Source organism: Nocardia sp. NPDC050799, assembly GCF_040654015.1.
Classification (GTDB): Bacteria; Actinomycetota; Actinomycetes; order Mycobacteriales; family Mycobacteriaceae; genus Nocardia.
Window position 1 is genome coordinate 56,019 of sequence record NZ_JBFAHF010000037.1, and the last position, 17,597, is coordinate 73,615.

At 69.2% G+C, this 17,597-nt stretch carries 15 protein-coding genes; 9 read left to right on the forward strand and 6 right to left on the reverse strand.

The window, feature by feature from the left end; genetic code table 11:
- Positions 1 to 19 precede the first annotated feature (19 nt).
- On the forward strand, positions 20 to 1,222 hold the full coding sequence (locus tag AB0H42_RS29375; RefSeq protein WP_357061962.1) for an argininosuccinate synthase: 1,203 nt from the start codon (positions 20 to 22) through the stop codon (positions 1,220 to 1,222).
- Positions 1,223 to 1,254: 32 nt separating this feature from the next.
- Positions 1,255 to 2,676, forward strand: coding sequence for an argininosuccinate lyase (argH, locus tag AB0H42_RS29380; RefSeq protein ID WP_357061965.1), 1,422 nt, complete (start codon positions 1,255 to 1,257; stop codon positions 2,674 to 2,676).
- A gap of 434 nt (positions 2,677 to 3,110) precedes the next feature.
- Here the strand turns inward: argH and idi are convergent, their stop codons facing one another.
- The gene (gene idi / locus AB0H42_RS29385; RefSeq protein ID WP_357061968.1) at positions 3,111 to 3,692 is read right to left on the reverse strand and encodes an isopentenyl-diphosphate Delta-isomerase; all 582 of its coding nucleotides are present in this window, start codon (positions 3,690 to 3,692) and stop codon (positions 3,111 to 3,113) included.
- 165 nt (positions 3,693 to 3,857) lie between these two features.
- On the opposite strand from idi, the gene AB0H42_RS29390 reads away from it, so the two are divergent.
- Positions 3,858 to 6,794 carry an AMP-binding protein gene (locus AB0H42_RS29390; RefSeq protein ID WP_357061970.1) on the forward strand — a complete coding sequence of 979 codons (2,937 nt, stop codon included), beginning with the start codon at positions 3,858 to 3,860 and terminating at the stop codon, positions 6,792 to 6,794.
- A 22-nt stretch (positions 6,795 to 6,816) separates the two neighbouring features.
- Here the strand turns inward: AB0H42_RS29390 and rffA are convergent, their stop codons facing one another.
- Entirely contained in the window at positions 6,817 to 7,953 is a 1,137-nt protein-coding gene (gene rffA, locus AB0H42_RS29395; RefSeq protein WP_357061973.1) for a dTDP-4-amino-4,6-dideoxygalactose transaminase, read from the reverse strand.
- Positions 7,950 to 9,104, reverse strand: a complete 1,155-nt coding sequence (locus tag AB0H42_RS29400; protein WP_357061976.1) for a glycosyltransferase — start codon at positions 9,102 to 9,104, stop codon at positions 7,950 to 7,952. The genes rffA and AB0H42_RS29400 overlap by 4 nt, the downstream gene beginning before the upstream one ends.
- Before the next feature lie 200 nt (positions 9,105 to 9,304).
- Here AB0H42_RS29400 and AB0H42_RS29405 point away from each other — a divergent pair, with 200 nt between their 5' ends.
- Genes AB0H42_RS29405 through AB0H42_RS29415 form a run of 3 tightly spaced genes read left to right on the forward strand, consistent with a single transcriptional unit; the run spans position 9,305 to position 12,323 of the window.
- Complete coding sequence (locus AB0H42_RS29405; protein WP_357061996.1) at positions 9,305 to 11,620, forward strand: hypothetical protein; 2,316 nt, start codon at positions 9,305 to 9,307, stop codon at positions 11,618 to 11,620.
- Positions 11,617 to 12,087, forward strand: a complete 471-nt coding sequence (locus AB0H42_RS29410) for a GtrA family protein (RefSeq protein WP_357061978.1) — start codon at positions 11,617 to 11,619, stop codon at positions 12,085 to 12,087. The genes AB0H42_RS29405 and AB0H42_RS29410 overlap by 4 nt, the downstream gene beginning before the upstream one ends.
- Positions 12,088 to 12,092: 5 nt before the next feature.
- On the forward strand, positions 12,093 to 12,323 hold the full coding sequence (locus tag AB0H42_RS29415; RefSeq protein ID WP_265807026.1) for a Trm112 family protein: 231 nt from the start codon (positions 12,093 to 12,095) through the stop codon (positions 12,321 to 12,323).
- Positions 12,324 to 12,332: 9 nt separating this feature from the next.
- On the opposite strand, the gene AB0H42_RS29420 is transcribed toward AB0H42_RS29415, so the two are convergent.
- From AB0H42_RS29420 to AB0H42_RS29430, 3 genes are read right to left on the reverse strand one after another with little or no spacing between them, the layout of a single operon-like run.
- A complete protein-coding gene (locus AB0H42_RS29420; protein ID WP_357061980.1) occupies positions 12,333 to 12,977 on the reverse strand; it encodes a TetR family transcriptional regulator in 645 nt (214 codons plus the stop codon).
- On the reverse strand, positions 12,974 to 13,813 hold the full coding sequence (locus AB0H42_RS29425; RefSeq protein WP_357061983.1) for an ABC transporter permease: 840 nt from the start codon (positions 13,811 to 13,813) through the stop codon (positions 12,974 to 12,976). Before AB0H42_RS29425 ends, AB0H42_RS29420 begins: the two co-directional genes overlap by 4 nt.
- Entirely contained in the window at positions 13,810 to 14,541 is a 732-nt protein-coding gene (locus AB0H42_RS29430; protein ID WP_357061985.1) for an ABC transporter ATP-binding protein, read from the reverse strand. The genes AB0H42_RS29425 and AB0H42_RS29430 overlap by 4 nt, the downstream gene beginning before the upstream one ends.
- A 168-nt stretch (positions 14,542 to 14,709) precedes the next feature.
- On the opposite strand from AB0H42_RS29430, the gene AB0H42_RS29435 reads away from it, so the two are divergent.
- From AB0H42_RS29435 to tyrS, 3 genes are all read left to right on the forward strand, one after another.
- A complete protein-coding gene (locus AB0H42_RS29435) occupies positions 14,710 to 15,339 on the forward strand; it encodes a DNA-3-methyladenine glycosylase (protein ID WP_357061999.1) in 630 nt (209 codons plus the stop codon).
- 148 nt (positions 15,340 to 15,487) lie between these two features.
- A complete protein-coding gene (locus AB0H42_RS29440; protein ID WP_357061988.1) occupies positions 15,488 to 15,646 on the forward strand; it encodes a hypothetical protein in 159 nt (52 codons plus the stop codon).
- A gap of 239 nt (positions 15,647 to 15,885) precedes the next feature.
- A complete protein-coding gene (gene tyrS / locus AB0H42_RS29445; RefSeq protein WP_357061990.1) occupies positions 15,886 to 17,175 on the forward strand; it encodes a tyrosine--tRNA ligase in 1,290 nt (429 codons plus the stop codon).
- The last annotated feature ends 422 nt before the right edge of the window (positions 17,176 to 17,597 follow it).

Consider the following 17,597-nt stretch of genomic DNA (forward strand, 5'->3'; position numbering starts at 1 on the left):
ATCCGAGGAGCACCAGAACATGTCCGATCGCGTCGTACTCGCCTACTCCGGTGGGCTGGACACCTCCGTGGCCATCAGCTGGATCGGCAAGGAGACCGGCGCCGAGGTCGTGGCCGTGGCCATCGACCTGGGGCAGGGCGGCGAGGATATGAACGTGGTGCGTCAGCGCGCGCTGGACTGCGGCGCCGTCGAAGCGGTCGTCGTGGACGCCCGCGACGAGTTCGCCGACGAGTACTGCTTGCCGACCATCCAGGCCAACGCGCTCTACCAGGGTGAATACCCGCTGGTATCGGCCATCAGCCGTCCGCTCATCGTCAAGCATCTGGTGGAGGCCGCCAAGTTCCACGGTGCGGACACCGTGGCGCACGGCTGCACCGGAAAGGGCAACGATCAGGTCCGCTTCGAGGTCGGAATCGGCGCCCTGGCGCCCGACCTGAACGTGATCGCCCCGGTCCGCGACTACGCCTGGACCCGGGAGAAGGCCATCGCCTTCGCCGAGGAGAACAAGCTCCCGATCAATGTCACCAAGAAGTCGCCGTTCTCCATCGACCAGAACGTTTGGGGCCGCGCGGTCGAGACCGGGTTCCTCGAGGACCTCTGGAACGCGCCCACCAAGGACGTCTACGACTACACCACCGACCCGACCGTCAACTTCGAGGCGCCCGACGAACTCATCGTCACCTTCGAACGCGGCATTCCGGTCGCCATCGATGGCCGCCAGGTCAGCGTGCTCGAGGCGATCACCGAATTGAACAGCCGCGCGGGTCGGCAGGGTGTGGGCAGGCTCGATATGGTCGAGGACCGGCTCGTCGGTATCAAGAGCCGCGAGATCTACGAGGCCCCCGGCGCCATCGCGCTGATCACCGCGCACCGCGCGCTCGAGAACGTGACCCTGGAGCGGGAGCTCGGCCGCTACAAGCGGCAGGTCGAGCAGCGCTGGGGTGAGCTGGCCTACGACGGCCTGTGGTTCTCGCCGCTGAAGCGGGCGCTGGACGCCTTCGTCGTGGAGACCCAGCAGCATGTGTCCGGCGATATCCGGATGGTGCTGCATGCCGGGAACGTCACGATCAACGGCCGGCGCAGCGACCAGTCGCTCTACGACTTCAACCTGGCCACCTACGACGAGGGCGACAGCTTCGACCAGTCGCTGGCCAAGGGTTTCGTGCAGATCCACGGCCTGTCCTCCAAGGTCGCGGCCAAGCGGGATCTGAACCAGAAGTAACGCACAGCGCAGCCGGTACGGCCAACCGAGACGTGGGAGAGGTAGTGGGCACCAACGAGGGCGCGTTGTGGGGTGGGCGGTTCGCCTCCGGTCCCGCCGAGGCGATGGCGGCGCTGAGCAAATCGACCCAATTCGACTGGGCACTGGCGCCCTACGATATCCGCGCCTCCAAGGCGCATGCCCGAGTGCTGAACAAGGCCGGGCTGCTGTCGGAGGCCGATCTGAGCGCCATGCTCGCCGGCCTGGACCGGCTCGCCGCCGATGTCGCCTCCGGCGCCTTCGCGCCCGCGGAATCGGACGAGGACGTGCACGGCGCGCTCGAGCGCGGACTCATCGACCGGGTCGGCCCGGAGCTCGGCGGGCGGTTGCGCGCCGGTCGTTCCCGCAATGACCAGGTCGCCACGCTGTTCCGGATGTGGTTGCGGGACGCGGTACGGCGTATCGCGGCCGGACTGGTGACGGTGGTGGACGCCCTCGCCGACCAGGCCGGGGCGTATCCGGACGCGGTGATGCCGGGCAAAACCCATCTGCAGGCGGCGCAGCCGGTATTGCTGGCCCACCATCTGCTCGCCCACGCGCATCCACTGGTGCGCGATATCGACCGGCTGCGTGATTTCGACAAGCGGGCCGCCGTTTCGCCGTACGGGTCCGGTGCGCTCGCCGGGTCCTCGCTCGGCCTCGATCCCGAGGCCATCGCGGCCGAACTCGATTTCACCGCCGCGGCCGCCAATTCCATCGATGCCACCTCGGCCCGGGATTTCGCGGCCGAGGCCGCCTTCGTCCTCGCGATGATCGGGGTCGATCTCAGCCGGATGGCCGAGGAGATCATTCTGTGGAGTACGCCGGAATTCGGCTACATCACCCTCGCCGACGCCTGGTCGACCGGTTCGTCGATCATGCCGCAGAAGAAGAACCCGGACGTCTCCGAACTCACCCGCGGAAAGGCGGGCCGGTTGATCGGCAACCTCACCGGGCTCCTCGCCACCCTGAAGGCCCAGCCGCTGGCCTACAACCGGGATCTGCAGGAGGACAAGGAACCGTTGTTCGACTCGGTGGCCCAGCTGGAACTGCTGCTGCCCGCGATCGCCGGCCTGGTCTCCACGCTCACTTTCCACACCGGCCGGATGGCCGAGCTGGCGCCTGCCGGTTTCACCCTGGCGACCGATATCGCCGAATGGATGGTCCGGCACGGGGTGCCGTTCCGGGTCGCGCACGAAGCGGCCGGCGCGTGTGTCCGGACCGCCGAGGCGCGGGGGGCCGGTCTGGACGAGCTGACCGATGAAGAGTTCGCGGCGATCGATCCGGCGCTCACCCCGCAGGTGCGTGAGGTGCTGACGGTGGCCGGCTCCGTCGCGTCGCGCAATGCCCGCGGTGGCACGGCGGGGGAGCGGGTCGCCGAACAGCTCGGCGAGATCCGCGCTGCCGTCGACGATGTTCGGAGCTGGCTGGCCTGATCCGGCGTCCGGGCGGCGGGCCGTCCGGGGGACCGGCTCCGGCAAACCGGCCGGCCCGCGCGGTCGGGGCGGAGAGACGTCCCAGTACGCGCGTGCCGGCGGCCCGGCCGTCGTTGTCGGCCTCGGCGCCGCTACTCGATGCGTTACAGCGAAGACATCCTGGGCGGCTCACCACAAAAGATGCGACTACCTAGATATGCGCATCTGGCTATCAAAAACCTCCCGGCCACGCGATGAGACGACGGGAGAGGCCGGGATAACGCCCGGTCGCTGTCGGCCGATGAAGTCGGCATGGAGTTCATACTGGTCGCACTCGCGGTGGCTTATATCACTGTGTCCAATTTTCTCGGCAGTATCGCGCAGGCGTTGGGCTCGGCCGGGATGTAGAAACCATGAATTCGTCGACGACATCCGGTGCCGTACCGGCTGCAGGCTCAGGCCGGAACCGGCGGCCCGGCGGCGGCGATCTCCAGTACTCCGGCGAGCCAGGGGCTGAACCCCTCCGGGTCCTCGCGTAGCCGGGCGCGCAACTCCTCCGGGCGCACCCAGCGGTAGTCGGCGACCTCGGCCGGGTCCGGGTCCGGGCGCGCATCGTCGAGCACGCCCACCAGCACGTGATCCCATTCGTCCTCGACGAACCCGGTACGCGGATCACCCGCCCGGTAGCTGTAGATACCGACCTCGGTCAGCGGTACGCGCAACCCCATCTCTTCGAGCAGCCGTATTCCGGCCGCCTCGGTGACGGGAACGCCGGGGGCGGGATGACCGCAGCAGGTGTTCGACCAGCGTGCGGGGAATCGCGTCTTACCGGGCGCGCGCTGCTGCAGCAGCGTCCGGCCCGCGGTGTCGAAGATCAGCACCGAGAACGCCCGGTGCGGGCGGCCGGGCGCCCGGTGGGCCTCGGCCACCGGGCACGAGCCGACCGTGTTGCCGGCGGAGTCCACCAGCTCGACGGGCAGCGTTTCCCGGTCGGTGGGGGCGGCCGGACGGGCCGGCGGGAGGGTCGGGTCGGTCACGATCATCACCCTATCGGCGCGGGCGCGGGGTCCCGGCGAGGCGCCGGGTACATGATGTAGATGTCACAACGGACCTCACGGGTACGGGGTGCGATATGGCAGGCTTTGTGCATACCGAAGGGTTTGTGAGGTATGCCACGCCACAGGTAGGGCTGGGAGCGGAACGTGAAGTTGAGTGTGCGAGGTCTGGCGGGGACGGCGCGGCGGGTGATGTCGACCGCGCAGAACGGGCTCGAGGTGATCCGGTTCGGCGGACTGGGCAGGGATACCGAGTCCTCGCCGTTCGAGATCGCCGAGCGGCGGCCCATGTACCGGCTGCGCCACTACTTCCCCGGGGCCCCCACCGCGGGTCCGGTGGTGCTGTTCGTACCGCCGCTCATGGTCAGCGCCGATATCTGGGACGTCAACGGCGACGACGGCGCGGTCGGGATCCTGCACCGCAGCGGTATCGACTGCTGGGTCATCGATTTCGGTTCACCGTCGGTGGAGGAGGGCGGCTGGAAACGCGATCTCGCCGATCACGTGCTCGCGGTGAACACCGCGATCGATACGGTCTGTGCCGAGACCGGCCGCGACGTGCATCTGATGGGGTACTCGCAGGGCGGCATGTTCGCCTACCAGACCGCGGCCTTCCGGGCGAGCAAGGGAATCGCGAGCATCGTGACCTTCGGCAGCCCCGTCGATATCGTGGCCGGGATGCCGCTGGGCCTGCCGCATGCCGCGGTATCGGATCTGGTGGACTTCGCCGCCGACCATGTCGTGCCCCGGCTGCCGATCACCGATCGGATGGTGCGGATCGGATTTCAGCTCCTCGACCCGGTGAAGACCGCCAAGGCGCGGATCGATTTCCTGCGCCAGCTGCACGACCGTGAAGCACTGCTGCCGAAGGAACGGCAGCGGCGCTTCCTGACCAACGAGGGCTGGATCGGCTACGCCGGGCCCGCCGCGGCCGATCTGCTCAAACAGTTCGTGGTGCACAACCGCATGATGCTGGGCGGTTTCGTCATCCGCGACCAGCCGATCTCACTGGCCGATCTGAAATGCCCGATCCTGGCGTTCCTCGGCGAGGTGGACGAGATCGGTCAGCCCGCGGCGGTGCGCGGGATCGTCCGGGCCGCGCCGCGGGCCGAGGTCTACGAGTCGACGCTGGTCTCAGGCCATTTCGGTCTCGTCGCGGGATCGGTCGCCACCAAGTTCACCTGGCCCCAGGTGCGCGATTGGGTGGGCTGGGTCGAGGGTGGTAATCCGCTGCCGGACGAGATCGTGCCGATGACCGATCACGTCGCCGAGGGGGTGCCGCGTACCGCCCTGCGCCGCGCGGTGCACACCGCGGCGGCGCTGGCCGAGGCCGGCGCCGAGGTGGGCCGCACTCTCGAACATCTGGCCGCCAATACGCTGCGCGGATCGGTGGGCGTGGTCGAGGGCGCCGCGCGCACGCTGCCCAGGCTGACCCGCCTGGGCACGATCGAATCGACGACCCGGATCTCCATCGGCCGGCTGATGGCCGAACAGGCCCGCCGGTCGCCGCGCGGCGAATGCTTCCTCTTCGACGACCGGGTACACACCAATGCCGCTGTCGATATCCGGATCGACAATGTGGTGCGCGGTCTGATCTCGGTCGGGATCCGGCCCGCGACCCGGGTCGGGGTGGTGATGGAGACCCGGCCCAGCGCGCTGGTGACCTTGGCGGCCTTGTCGCGTATCGGTGCTGTCGCGGTACTCATGGCACCCGAGAGCGATCTGAACACCGCGCTCGCGCAGACCGGGACCACGGTGCTGGTCTCGGACCCGGAGAACATGCACCACGCCGTCGCCACCGGTGCCCGGGTGTTCGTCCTCGGCGGCGGCGACGCCCGCGGCCTGGCGGTGCCCGCCGGGACCGATCTCGTGGATCTCGAGCAGATCGATCCCGAGCGGGTCCGGGTGCCGGGCTGGTACCGCCCGAACCCGGGACGCGCGCGGGAGCTCGCCTTCATCCTGGTCGCCGGTGTCGGTGACCGACTGGACATCAAATACATCACCAACCACCGGTGGGCGCTGTCGGCATTCGGTACCGCCTCCGCGGCCGATCTGGACAACAAGGACACGGTGTACTGCCTGGCGCCGCTGCACCATTCGTCCGGGCTGCTGGTGAGCCTGGGCGGAGCGATCGCCGGCGGGAGCCGGATCGCGCTGGCCCGGTCCCTGGATCCGGGTCGTTTCGCCGAAGAAGTCCACCGCTACGGGGTCACGGTCGTGACGTACACGTGGACGATGCTGCGCGATATTCTCGACGCCGAGGTTTTCCCGGCGGGGCACGCGCATCCCGTCCGGTTGTTCATCGGCTCGGGGATGCCCGCCGGTCTGTGGCGTCGCACCGTCGAACAGTTCGCCCCAGCCCGGGTGCTCGAGTTCTACGCCTCCATCGAGGGCGATGTGGTGCTGGCGAATGTGCCGGGGGTGAAATTCGGCTGCAAGGGCCGGCCGGTGCCGGGGACCGCGCGGGTGGAACTGGTGGCCTTCGATCCGGTATCCGGCCAGGTCCAGGTCGACGACCACGGGTACGCGCGGCGGTGCGCCGACAATGAGGTCGGGTTGCTGATCGGTTCGGCCGGGGCGAGTGTGGACCTGTCGCTGGGCGGTTTGCGCGGTGTCTTCGACCCCGAGGACTCCTGGCTGCCCACCGAGAATCTGTTCCGGCGCGACAGTGACGGCGACTACTGGCTGGTCGACCGTATCGACACCGTCATCCGGACCCGCCGCGGACCGGTGTTCACCCAGCCGATCGTGGATGTGCTCAACGATGTCGCCGCCGTCGATATGGAAGTGGCCTTCGCGCTGCCCGCGCATGACCGGGTGCTGGCCGTCGCGGCGGTGAGTGTACGACCGGGGTTCCGCCTCGAACCCGGCGATATCACCGATGCCCTGCGCTCGCTGGCGCCCGACCAGCGCCCGGACATCGTCTATGTGGTCGACGATATTCCGCGCAGTCCGTCGTTCCGGCCGTCGGCGCATGCGGTCAAGGCGGCGGGCGGCCCGCGGCCGGGCCCGCTGACCTGGTGGTACGAGCCGGAATCGGAGAGCTACGAGGTGCTCACCGAGAGCGGCCCCGGCAGGCTGTGACCTGCGGTCGGCCGCGTCCGGTTCAGCATCGGTACGCGGTGACCGCGTCGAGTACCCGGTGGATCTGGCTCCGGGTGAGCATGGGCCACAGCGGTAACCGGACGATGCTCGCCGCGAATCGGGCGCTGCGGGTGCACGGATAGGGCGTCCGGCCGTATTTGAGCCCCGCCGCGCTGGAGTCGAGCGGTACATAGTGGAACGGCGCCACGATCCCGCGGTCGGCGAGATGCCGGATGAGGCCGTCGCGGGCCTCTTCGGTCGGCATGCGCAGATAGAACAGGTGCGCGGTGTGGCGCCGGTCCGGCGGCACCGACATCGGCGCCACCCCGTACTCGGCCGCCCAGGAACCCAGCCAGGCCGCGTAGGTGTGCCACACCCGGTGCCTGGCGCGCTGAATGGTGTGGAATTCGGCGAGCTGGGCGTCGAGCACGGCGGCATTGAGCTCACTGGGCAGATAACTGGACCCGATGTCCTGCCAGGAGTACTTGTCCACCTGACCGCGCAGGAACCGGGCGCGGTCGGTGCCCTTCTCCCGTATGATCTCGGCGCGGCCCATCAGGATGTCGTCGGCGAGCAGCAGTGCCCCGCCCTCGCCGCAGTGCACGTTCTTGGTGTCGTGGAAACTCTGGGTACCCAGCGTGCCGAGGGTGCCGAGCGCACGCCCCCGCCAGGTGCCGCCCAGCCCGTGGGCGTTGTCCTCGATGAGTGCGAGACCGTGCCGGTCGGCCAGGTATCGCAGGGCGGCCATATCGGCGGCCACTCCGCCGTAGTGCATGACCACGATCGCCTTGGTGTGATCGGTGATCGCCGCCGCGGCGGCCTGCGGGTCGATATTGCCGGTGGTGCTGTCGATATCGACGAAAACGCAGGTCGCGCCGTGGACCGCGAAGGCCGCGGCGGTGGAGGTGAAGGCGAAACTCGGCACGATCACCTCGTCGCCGGGTCCCAGTTCGAGCAGGAGCGCGGCCAGTTCCAGCGCGTGGGTGCACGAGGTGGTCAGCAGAACGTGCCGGGCTCCGGTGATCTCGGCGAGTTTCGCGGTGGCCGCGGCGGTGAACGGGCCGTCACCGTGACAGTGGTCGGAATCGAGTACGGCGGTCACATTCGACAGTTCCGCGGCCGACCGATAGGGCCGGCTGAAGATGATCCGCCCGCTCACCCGGCCGCCGCCTCGGCGGGCCGGTGCCCGGCCGTGGCCGTACTCTCGCCCGGTGGCCGGGGCGTCGGTGATTCCACCATGAGATACAGCGGTTTGCCGACCAGGATGTGCAGGACCACCCCGAGGTATTCGGCGATGAGGCCGAGTGAGAACAGCACCGCCCCCGAGCACAGCAGCAGCACCACGATGATGGAGGCCCAGCCCTCCGGGTCGGCGCCGGCGCCGGTCAGCGCCGTGTAGATGATCACGCCGGCCAGCACCGCCCCGGCCAGTGCCAGTGTCACACCGAGCAGGCTCACCAGGCGCAGCCCGCGAGTTCCGGTGCACAGCACCATCTTCCAGAACAGCGAAAACAGTCGCCGGTAGTTGTAACCGGATTCGGCCCGGCCCTCGGTGCGCAACAGCACGGGGACCGTCGCCGTCCGGCCCACGACCCAGGTCAGTGCGACATCGAGATAGGCGCCGTTGGCCGCGACCTCGGCGAGCCGGCGCCCGATATCGCCGCGGATCAGCCGGAAACTCTCGAACCGGGTGGAGGCGGGGAAGGCGAAAAGGGTGGCCAGCACCAGTTTCGCGCCGCGTGAGGTGAGGTTGCGCAGTGGACCGTGCGGCCGGGTGTTGGTAGGCCGGGAGTAGACCAGGTCGGCGCGTTCGCGATACGCGGCATCCAGGAACGCGGCGAGACAGGCCGGGTCGTGCTGCCCGTCCTCGTCCATGGTGACGACCCAGCGGCTCCGGGCGGCGGCCAGCCCGGCGATGGTGGCCGCGTCCTGTCCGTAGTTGCGGCTCAACCAGATCACTCGGACCTGCGGGTATTCGCGGGCAAGCCGCTGCAGCACGAGATCGGAGCGGTCGGGGCCGTGATCGTGGACCAGCACTATCTCCGCGACGCGGAAGCCGATCCCGCCGGGTGTCGTGGTGGGCACGCCCAGCGCGTCCAGTTCCCGCACGAGGGCGGCGACGGTCTGTTCGCCGCGGTACACCGGGACCACCACCGAAATACCGCATACTTCGGGCGAATCGGATTCGAAGCCCGGGGGCGGGGGAGCGGATTCGGACCGTAGGGCCGCGGTGGCGAGATCGGGGACGGAGCGGGCCGCCGGTGGCCGATCGGCGGTCCGGGCGGACGCGAAACTGGGAGAAAACGGCATTGGCGAGATCGACTTTCGACGGTGGATAACGCGTGCCGGGTCTCGATGACGCTGGTGAGCCCGAGAAATGCGAACTTTAGCAGGTGCGGTGCGGACGGTGCGGGCAGATTCGCCAAGCGCGTCGTTCCGGCCGCGGAACCCGCTGCGGGCGGTAGGGTCTGGGACCCGTGGCGGATGGTCGAGCCGAGAATCGGCGGGATGTGTTCCGGTGGGGTCTGGTGTGCGCGGCGGGGGTGCTCGCGGCCTATCTCGCTGTCCTCCTGGCGAATTCCCGGCATTTCTACACCGACGACACCGAGTCCCAGTACGCGCCGCTGTGGGTGATGACCGGCCGTGCCCTGCGGGAGGGCAGGTTTCCGGTACTGGTGCCGGAGAACTGGCTGGCCGGCAACTACGCGATCGAGGAAACCGGTCTGCTCAATCCACCGCAGCTGCTGATCGATCTGCTCGCGGTCTCGGTGGACGATCTCGCGCTGTACGCGAGCCTGGTCAAACTGGTATTCGCGGTCGTGCTGGGGCTCGGCGTCTACCGGGTCTGCCTGGCCTACGGCGGCCGCCCGGCCTGGTCGGCGGTGGCCGGAGTGGCCTTCCCCTGTAGCGGTTTCCTGCTGTTCTTCGACGCCGCCAGCTGGATGACCGCGTTCACCGGAACCGCCTGGCTGGTACACGCCTGGGCATCGGGGGTGCGCTACGCCCGCGGTCGCGGGGGGCCCGTCCCGGTTTTCGTCTTCCTCTACCTGACTATCTCGGTGCAGTACGTGTTTCCCGCGGTGGAAGCGGCCGTGCTGTTCGCCACCGTGCTCATCGGCGAATTCGTGTACCGGCGGCAATGGGCGCCGGTGGTCCGGCTCGCCCTGGTGGCCGGATGCGCGGCGGCGGCCGGTCTGGCGACCTATCTACCGAGTCTGCTCACCGCGGATGTCACCTGGCGCGGTGCGTCCGAGGTCCGCAACGACCAGTTCCTGGCCGTGCCGTGGTCGGAATCGTTGAATGCCAGCCTGCCCAGTACGTTGCCCGCCTTCACCTCCTGGTGGGGATACGTGCAGCCACTACCCATGGTCTATATCGCCTGGTTCCTGATCCCGGCGCTGGCTTTCGTCGACTGGAAACGCGCCGCGGGCGCGGCGCGGGAGCTGAGCGGACCGGCCCTTTTCGCCGTCTTGACTCTACTGTGGACCGCCGGGCCCGGGACCATGGGCCCGCTGCGCTGGCCGGCCCGGGTCCTGCCGATGGTCGCGCTGGCGCTACTGGTGCTGGTGTGTGTGCTGCTCGGCCGGTTCGGCACGGTCGCCGGAACCCGCGGGCGCGGTAGCGCCGCCGCGGTACTGGTCGTCCTGCTACTGGCGCGTTCCGCCGCGGCCGCGCCGGAGCAGGTGCTCGGCCACCTGATGGCCGCGGCCGGGGTGGGCGCGCTGGGGGCGGTCGTGGTGTGGCTGGGCCGGACCCGCGGGCGGGCCGCGGCGTGTCTGCTCACGCTGGCCGCGGTGGCGCCGATCGCCTATCTCCAGGTGCACGCGGCCCAGCCCACGCCCATGAGCTGGAATCTGCCCGCGACACGGTCGGAGATGAAAGCGGCCTTCCCCGATTTCCCGGGTACCACCCTGCAACTGGGCGACCGGGCGCTGATCGCCCCTGGTGAACGCACCCTCGACGGCGCCTACGGTTCGCTGGCCTTTGGTAACTACGCGAAGAACTTGGAGGCCGACTATGTGGGCGGCTACACACCCAACGGTCATTTCTACTTCGGCCATCTGCTGTGCATGCGCTGGGACGTCAGCGTCTGCCCCGACGCCTACCGGCGGGCCTTCGCGCCGGAACCCGAGACCGGGCGGCCCCTGGTGGATCTGATGCTCGTCGACCGCGTGGTCCTGCAGCGCGCGCTGTTCCCCGGGGCGCGCGAACAACCCGCGCCCACGGGCTGGAAATGGGTGGACTATCCGGGGCACGAGCAGTACATCGCGGTCCTCGAACGCGAAACCGGCCCGGTCTCGGGACGCACCGGCCGGGTAGCCCACATCGAAAGTGTCACCGTCGGCGCCACCGTCGAGTCCGACACCACCAGCCGGGTCCGGGTCGATTCGCCCGCCGGCGGGCGAATCGTTTTCGCCCGGCTGGGCTGGCCGGGGTACCGCGCGCACCTCGACGGCCGGCAGCTCCCGATCGACGTGGTCGCGGACAGCTTCGTCGCCGTGGACATCCCGTCCGGCACCCGCGGGGGCGAACTGGAACTCACCTGGCGGCCGCCCGGCTGGAAGATCGGCGCCGCGCTCGCGGCAGCCGGACTGCTCGGTCTCGCGCTGTTGGAGACCGGCCACCGGCGCGGCCGCCGACGTCATACCCGCCCGCCCGCTGCACCGCCCGCCGATCCGGTGGCTTCTCCTGTCGGCCCGGCTGCACCGCCCGCCGACCCGGTGGCTTCTCCCGAGGACCTGACGCCTCCGCCGGCTGACCCGGTTGCTCCGCCGCCCACCGACTCGGTCGCAGGTGGGCCGGGCCCCGTCGTCGCGCGCCCGTGAGCGATTCCGCCGGACACCCGGCCACCTCGCGCGACAGCCCGCTCGCGGAACCCGCCGACCCGGGTCCGTTGCTCCGGCTGGTGCGTCGGCAGGAACTTGCATTCGCGGTCGTCGGGGCCGTGAACACGGCGATGGGAATCGGCCTGACCGTCGGGTGGCTGTGGCTACTCGGGACCGCCGTACCGCCGTCGGTGGCGGTCGCCGCCGCGTACGCCACCGGTGTCGGGATCGCCTTCGTTCTGCACCGCAACCTCGTGTTCCGGGTCCGCGGCCGGGTACTGCGGGATTTCGCCGCGTTCGCGGCCGTCCACAGCGGCGGACTGGTTGCCAACGCCCTGCTGCTCGAACTCGCTGTCACAGCGCTCGGTTGTCCCCGAGCGCCGGCCGCGGTCGTGGTGATGGGCGCGGTCGCGGTCGGCAGCTATTTCGGCCACCGCTCTCTCTCGTTCCGCCGACCGGTAGGTTGAACCCCATGTCGGAGGAAACCATTCTGGACCCCACCCTGCTGAGTCTGCTGGCGTGCCCGCAGGACAAAGGTCAGCTGCATCTGGTGCGCGCCGCCGACGGCGCGGATCTGCTGTACAACCCGCGACTGCGCCTGGCCTACCCGATCGACAGCGGTATCCCGGTGCTGCTCGCCGACGAGGCGCGTCCGGTCGACGACGCCGAGCACGCCGATTTCGCCCGCCAGTACGGGGAGTGACTCCCCGGGTCAGGGCTCACCGGCGGCGGCCGAGTCCTGACCCAGATCCCCGGTGAGATAGCGCTGCACCGTGGGCCCGACGGCCGCGACGAGCTGCGGCAGCGGCAGTCCGCTCACCGGCTGGAGCGCCAGGATCTTCCGGGAGATCACCAGGCCCGCCATCTGTGAGGCGGCCAACGCCACCCGGAGCCGGCCGTCGTCGGAATCGGTCGCGATCCGCTGCCGCACCCGCTCCAGCACCACCGACAGGAGAAAATCGCGGGCCAGCGAGGTATCTCCGCTCGCCACCAGACTGCGGGCCAGCGCCACCGCGCCGGCGCCCGCCGGGGAATCCCACAGGCCCACCACCGCGGCGATAATGGTTTCGCCGAGCCGGTCCAGTGGTACCGCGTCGACCTGCCGCAGCACGATCTCCGGGTCCACCGGGAGTTCCACCACCGCGGCGAACAGCTGCTGCTTGGTCCCGAAATAGTGGTGTACCAGCGCCGGATCCACCTCGGCGTCCGCCGCGACCGCCCGGATGGAGGTTTTGTCGAATCCGGATTTCGCGAACCGCTCCCGGGCGGCGGCGAGGATCGCGTCCCGAGTCCCGGACCGGCCGGGACGGCGGCCCGGCCGGATCGGACGCGGGCCGGTGGGCTCCGCCGCGCTCATGCGGTACGGCGGCGTAGCGTGGCCGCACCCAGGCACAGGGCGACCGCCGCGAACGCCGCGACGATCGCCAGGTCCCGCCACATCAGCCCGGTCGGGTCGGTGTGCACCGAGACTTCGTGCAGCGCGTCGACCGCATAACTGAGCGGCATGGCATTGCTGATCACCTCCAGCCAGTCCGGCAGCTGGGCGCGCGGTACCAGCAGGCCGCACAGAAAGATCTGGGGCGCCGCCACCAGCGGCATGAACTGCACCGCCTGGAATTCTGTCCGGGCGAAAGCGCTGCACAGCAACCCCAGCGCGACCCCCAGCACTGCGTCCACCATCGCGATCAGCACGACCCATCCGGGGTTCCCGGCGGCGTCCAGGCCCAGCAGACCGAACGACACCAGGCAGGCCACCGCCGCCTGCGCGGCGGCCGCGAGGGAGAACGCCGTGCCGTATCCGCCGAGCAGGTCGAGTTTGCTCAGCGGTGTGGTGAGCAGTCGTTCCAGCGTTCCGGAGGTGCGTTCGCGCTGCATGGCGATCGCGGTGATCAGGAACATCACGATGAACGGCAGAATGCCGAGCATGCTGATCCCGATGCGGTCGAACGGGGTCGCGGACTGTGTGGGCGGGGTGGGAACATCCCGGTAGATGAAGTAGAGCAGGGCCATCAGCAGGGCCGGTACCACCAGGATCATCGCCACTGTCCGGTGATCGTTGCGCAGCTGCCGCAGAATCCGGGTGGTCGTGGCCAGATACGCCCGCCCCGGGCGGGGTCCACTCGAGTAGGGCCCACCGGACCCCGTCCGGCCGACGTCCGGGATGGTGGTCGATGCCGCTCGCTGCCCGCTCATACCGGAGCTCCCATCGTGATGAGGGCGAGAAACGCTTGTTCCAGGTTCTGTTCACCGGTGTGTTCCCGAAGCTCGTCGGGACTCAGCTGAGCCAGCAGATCGCCTTCGCGCAGCAGCAGCAAGCGGTCGCAGTGCTCGGCCTCGTCCATCACATGGCTCGACACCAGCAGGGTTGTCCCGCCCGCCGCCAGTTCGTGGAACTGTTTCCACAGCTCCACCCGCAGCACCGGGTCCAATCCGACCGTGGGTTCGTCGAGAACGAGCAGTTCCGGTCCGGCCACCAGCGCGCAGGCGAGCGAGGCCCGGGTCTGTTGTCCGCCGGACAATTCGTCGCCGCGCTGCGACTGATGGTCGAGCAGCCCGACCGCGCCGAGGGCGGAGTCGACAGCGTCCCGGCCGGCTCCGGAGAGCGCCGCGAAGTAGGTGACATTGTCGCGCACGCTGATATCGGCGTAGATGCTCGGCGCCTGGGTGACGTATCCGATCCGTCGCCGCAGCGCCGCGCTGCCCGCGGGCAGTCCGAGTGCGGTGATCTCCCCGGCCGCCACCAGCTGGGTTCCGACGATGCTGCGCATGAGCGTGGTCTTCCCGCAGCCGGACGGACCCAGCAGCCCGGTGATCGAACCGCGCGGAATGGTCAGCGAAATATCGTGTAGCACTTCGCGTTTGCCGCGCCGAACAGTGAGGTTGCGCACCTCCACCGCGGCGGTTGCGCCGGTATCCGGCATGGTCGGCCTCTATTCATCAGGTGTTGAATTCATTCTCCGATGAATTATTCGCCGACGGGTCTCGGCCCGCAAGACCCAGGCGTGATCAATCTGTCGACCCCGCTTACCTGTGCCGGGGATCTCCGCCGTTGATGCCCGCGCGGCACCTGGTCGGCGCAGGCTGCGACAATCCACGCCGTGAGTGCTGAGGAACTGGCAGTTGATCCGCTGACCGCCGCCCAGCGTCTGCTCGGCGCGATTCTGTGGTCGGGCCCGGTCGGCGCCCGCATCGTCGAGGTCGAGGCATACGGCGGCGATCCGGCCGGCCCCTGGCACGACCCGGCCGCCCATTCCGGCCGCGGCAGGACCCCGCGCAACGCGGTGATGTTCGGTCCGCCCGGCCACCTCTACTGCTATCTGAGCTACGGCATGCACACCTGCGTCAACATCATCAGCGGACCGGACGGTGTGGCCGGCGGCGTGCTGCTACGGGCCGCCGAGATCATCGACGGTCACGAGACGGTGCGCGGCCGCCGGCCGGGCGCCCGCACCGAAGCGGACCTGGCCAAGGGCCCGGGCAACCTGGGGAGCGCGCTCGGCATCGGCCTGGCCGACTACGGCACCGATGTCTTCGATCCCGGATCCCCGGTCCGGCTGGAACTGGGCCGCCCGATCGACCCGGCGCGGATCTCCGCCGGACCGCGCGTCGGGGTGAGCAGTGAAGCCGATCGCCCCTGGCGAGTCTGGCTGCCCGACTCCCCGGCCGTCTCCACCTACCGCCGCAGCCCACGCGCCCCGCGGATGGATGAATCCGCCTGACCGGCGCCTCCCGTGGGCCGGTCGCTCCACAGGCAACACCCGCGTGCGACCGGGCTCTCTGCGGAGAACCCCGGCGCGATCGTAACGTCGTCCGCGGTCGTCGCTTCCCCGCGTTGCCGGGCAGATCCGCCTGTCCCGGGCGGGTGGGGTGGTTGCCGGCACGGTCCCGGCCCTGCCTGCCGCGGCGACCCGGATCTTCCAGCTCGACGGACCGTCCTTCGCCACGGTGCTCGCGGCGGTATTCGCCGATACCCGCCGGGCTCGCCCGGCCGGGATCGCTGCTCCGCTTCGGAGGTCGGACCGCTGACGCGGTCGATTCCGCGAACACCACTCGCTCGTTCCGGGCCGTGGTCGTTTCCGGTGGACGGGAGAGTAACTGCCGGCCCGGCTGAGCTTCCGGCGTCATCCCAGCGCAGGCACCACCGCGGCCCTGCCTCGCGCAGTGCTCCCGCCGCTCGCCGGGTCGTCTCCGGCCCGCCGGCGCGGTGCGGTGGCGATGGCCGCACCGGGGGTTATGTGGTTGCGGACGTAGGCGAAGATGGAGCCGTGAGCAGCGACATCATCGACGAACTGACCTGGCGCGGGCTGATCGCGCAGTCCACCGACCTCGACGCGCTCCGGGAGGCGCTGGGCTCGGGCCCGCGCAATCTCTATGCCGGTTTCGATCCCACCGCGGCCAGTCTGCACGCCGGCCATCTGGTGCCGCTGCTGGCGTTGAAACGGTTTCAGCGGGCCGGCCACCGGCCGATTGTGCTGGCCGGTGGCGCCACCGGATTGATCGGCGACCCGCGCGACGTCGGTGAGCGCACGATGAACTCCGCCGATACCGTCGCCGCCTGGGCGGATCGGATCCGTTCGCAACTCGAGCGATTCGTCGACCTGGACGATTCACCGACCGGCGCGCTGATCGTGAACAACATGGACTGGACGGGCTCGCTGAGCGCGATCGATTTCCTGCGCGATATCGGCAAGCACTTCTCGGTCAACGTGATGCTCGCCCGCGACACCGTCAAACGGCGCCTGGACGGGGAGGGCATCTCCTACACCGAGTTCAGCTACATGCTGTTGCAGGCCAACGACTACCTGGAGTTGCGCCGTACGCACGACTGTGTCCTGCAGGTCGGTGGCTCTGATCAGTGGGGCAACATCATCGCCGGCGTGGAACTGAACCGGCGGGTGGACGGTGCCGCCGTCCACGCGCTGACGGTGCCGTTGGTGACCTCCGCAGACGGGAAGAAGTTCGGCAAGTCGACCGGCGGCGGCAGCCTCTGGCTCGACCCGGAGCTGACCAGCCCCTACGCCTGGTACCAGTACTTCGTGAACACCGCCGATGCCGATGTCGTGCGGTACCTGCGCTGGTTCACCTTCCTGGACCGCGCCGAGCTGGCCGAATTGGAGGAGGCCACCGCCGAGCGGCCACATGCCCGCGAGGCGCAGCGCCGGCTGGCGGCGGAGATGACGACGCTGGTGCACGGAGAAGGGAACACCCGCTCGGTACAGCTGGCGAGTCAGGCGCTGTTCGGGCGTGGCGAGCTCCGGGCGCTGGACGAGCCGACCCTGGCCGCGGCGTTGCGCGAAGCAGCTGTCGACGGGAAGGTCGCCGAAGTCGTGCCCGGGAGCGACACGATCGTCGATCTACTGGTGGCGTCCGGGCTGTGCGAAAGCCGTGGCGCGGCCCGTCGAGCGGTCAACGAGGGGGGCGCATCGGTCAACAACGAGCGCGTGAAGGATCTCGATTGGACTCCGGAAAACAGCGATTACCTGCACGGACAATGGCTCGTATTGCGCCGTGGCAAGCGGAATTTCGCGGGTGCCCGGCGGGCCTCTGAAGATTGATCTTGGTGGGCTGGGTCACACTTCGGCGATCCAGCCCCCCTGATCGCCTCTCGGCAAGCCTCTGAACTGCGCAAACGCCCTGCCGAAGTGGCGATTTGACGTGGCGTTCCCCGCCGCGTAACTTATTCAACGTCAGAGCGACACGGACACCGACCAGGGGCCCGGAGCGAGGCGGAAACGCCGAGCCGGAGGGACCAGGGACAACGAGGTAGTACGAGGAACGCCTGACAGGCCGGCCGAAGCGCGGAGTTTGACTCTGAGCCACTGGACGGTTAAGCTGGAAAACCTGCCCCATTGAAGCCCTGGTTGAGTCCAGTCGCTGAAATGTGTGCGTGTGTTCTTTGAGAACTCAATAGTGTGTTGATGAATGTCAGTGCCAAATATTTAATTTGGTTTCGGTTCTTCATACCCCCGTGTGGAGG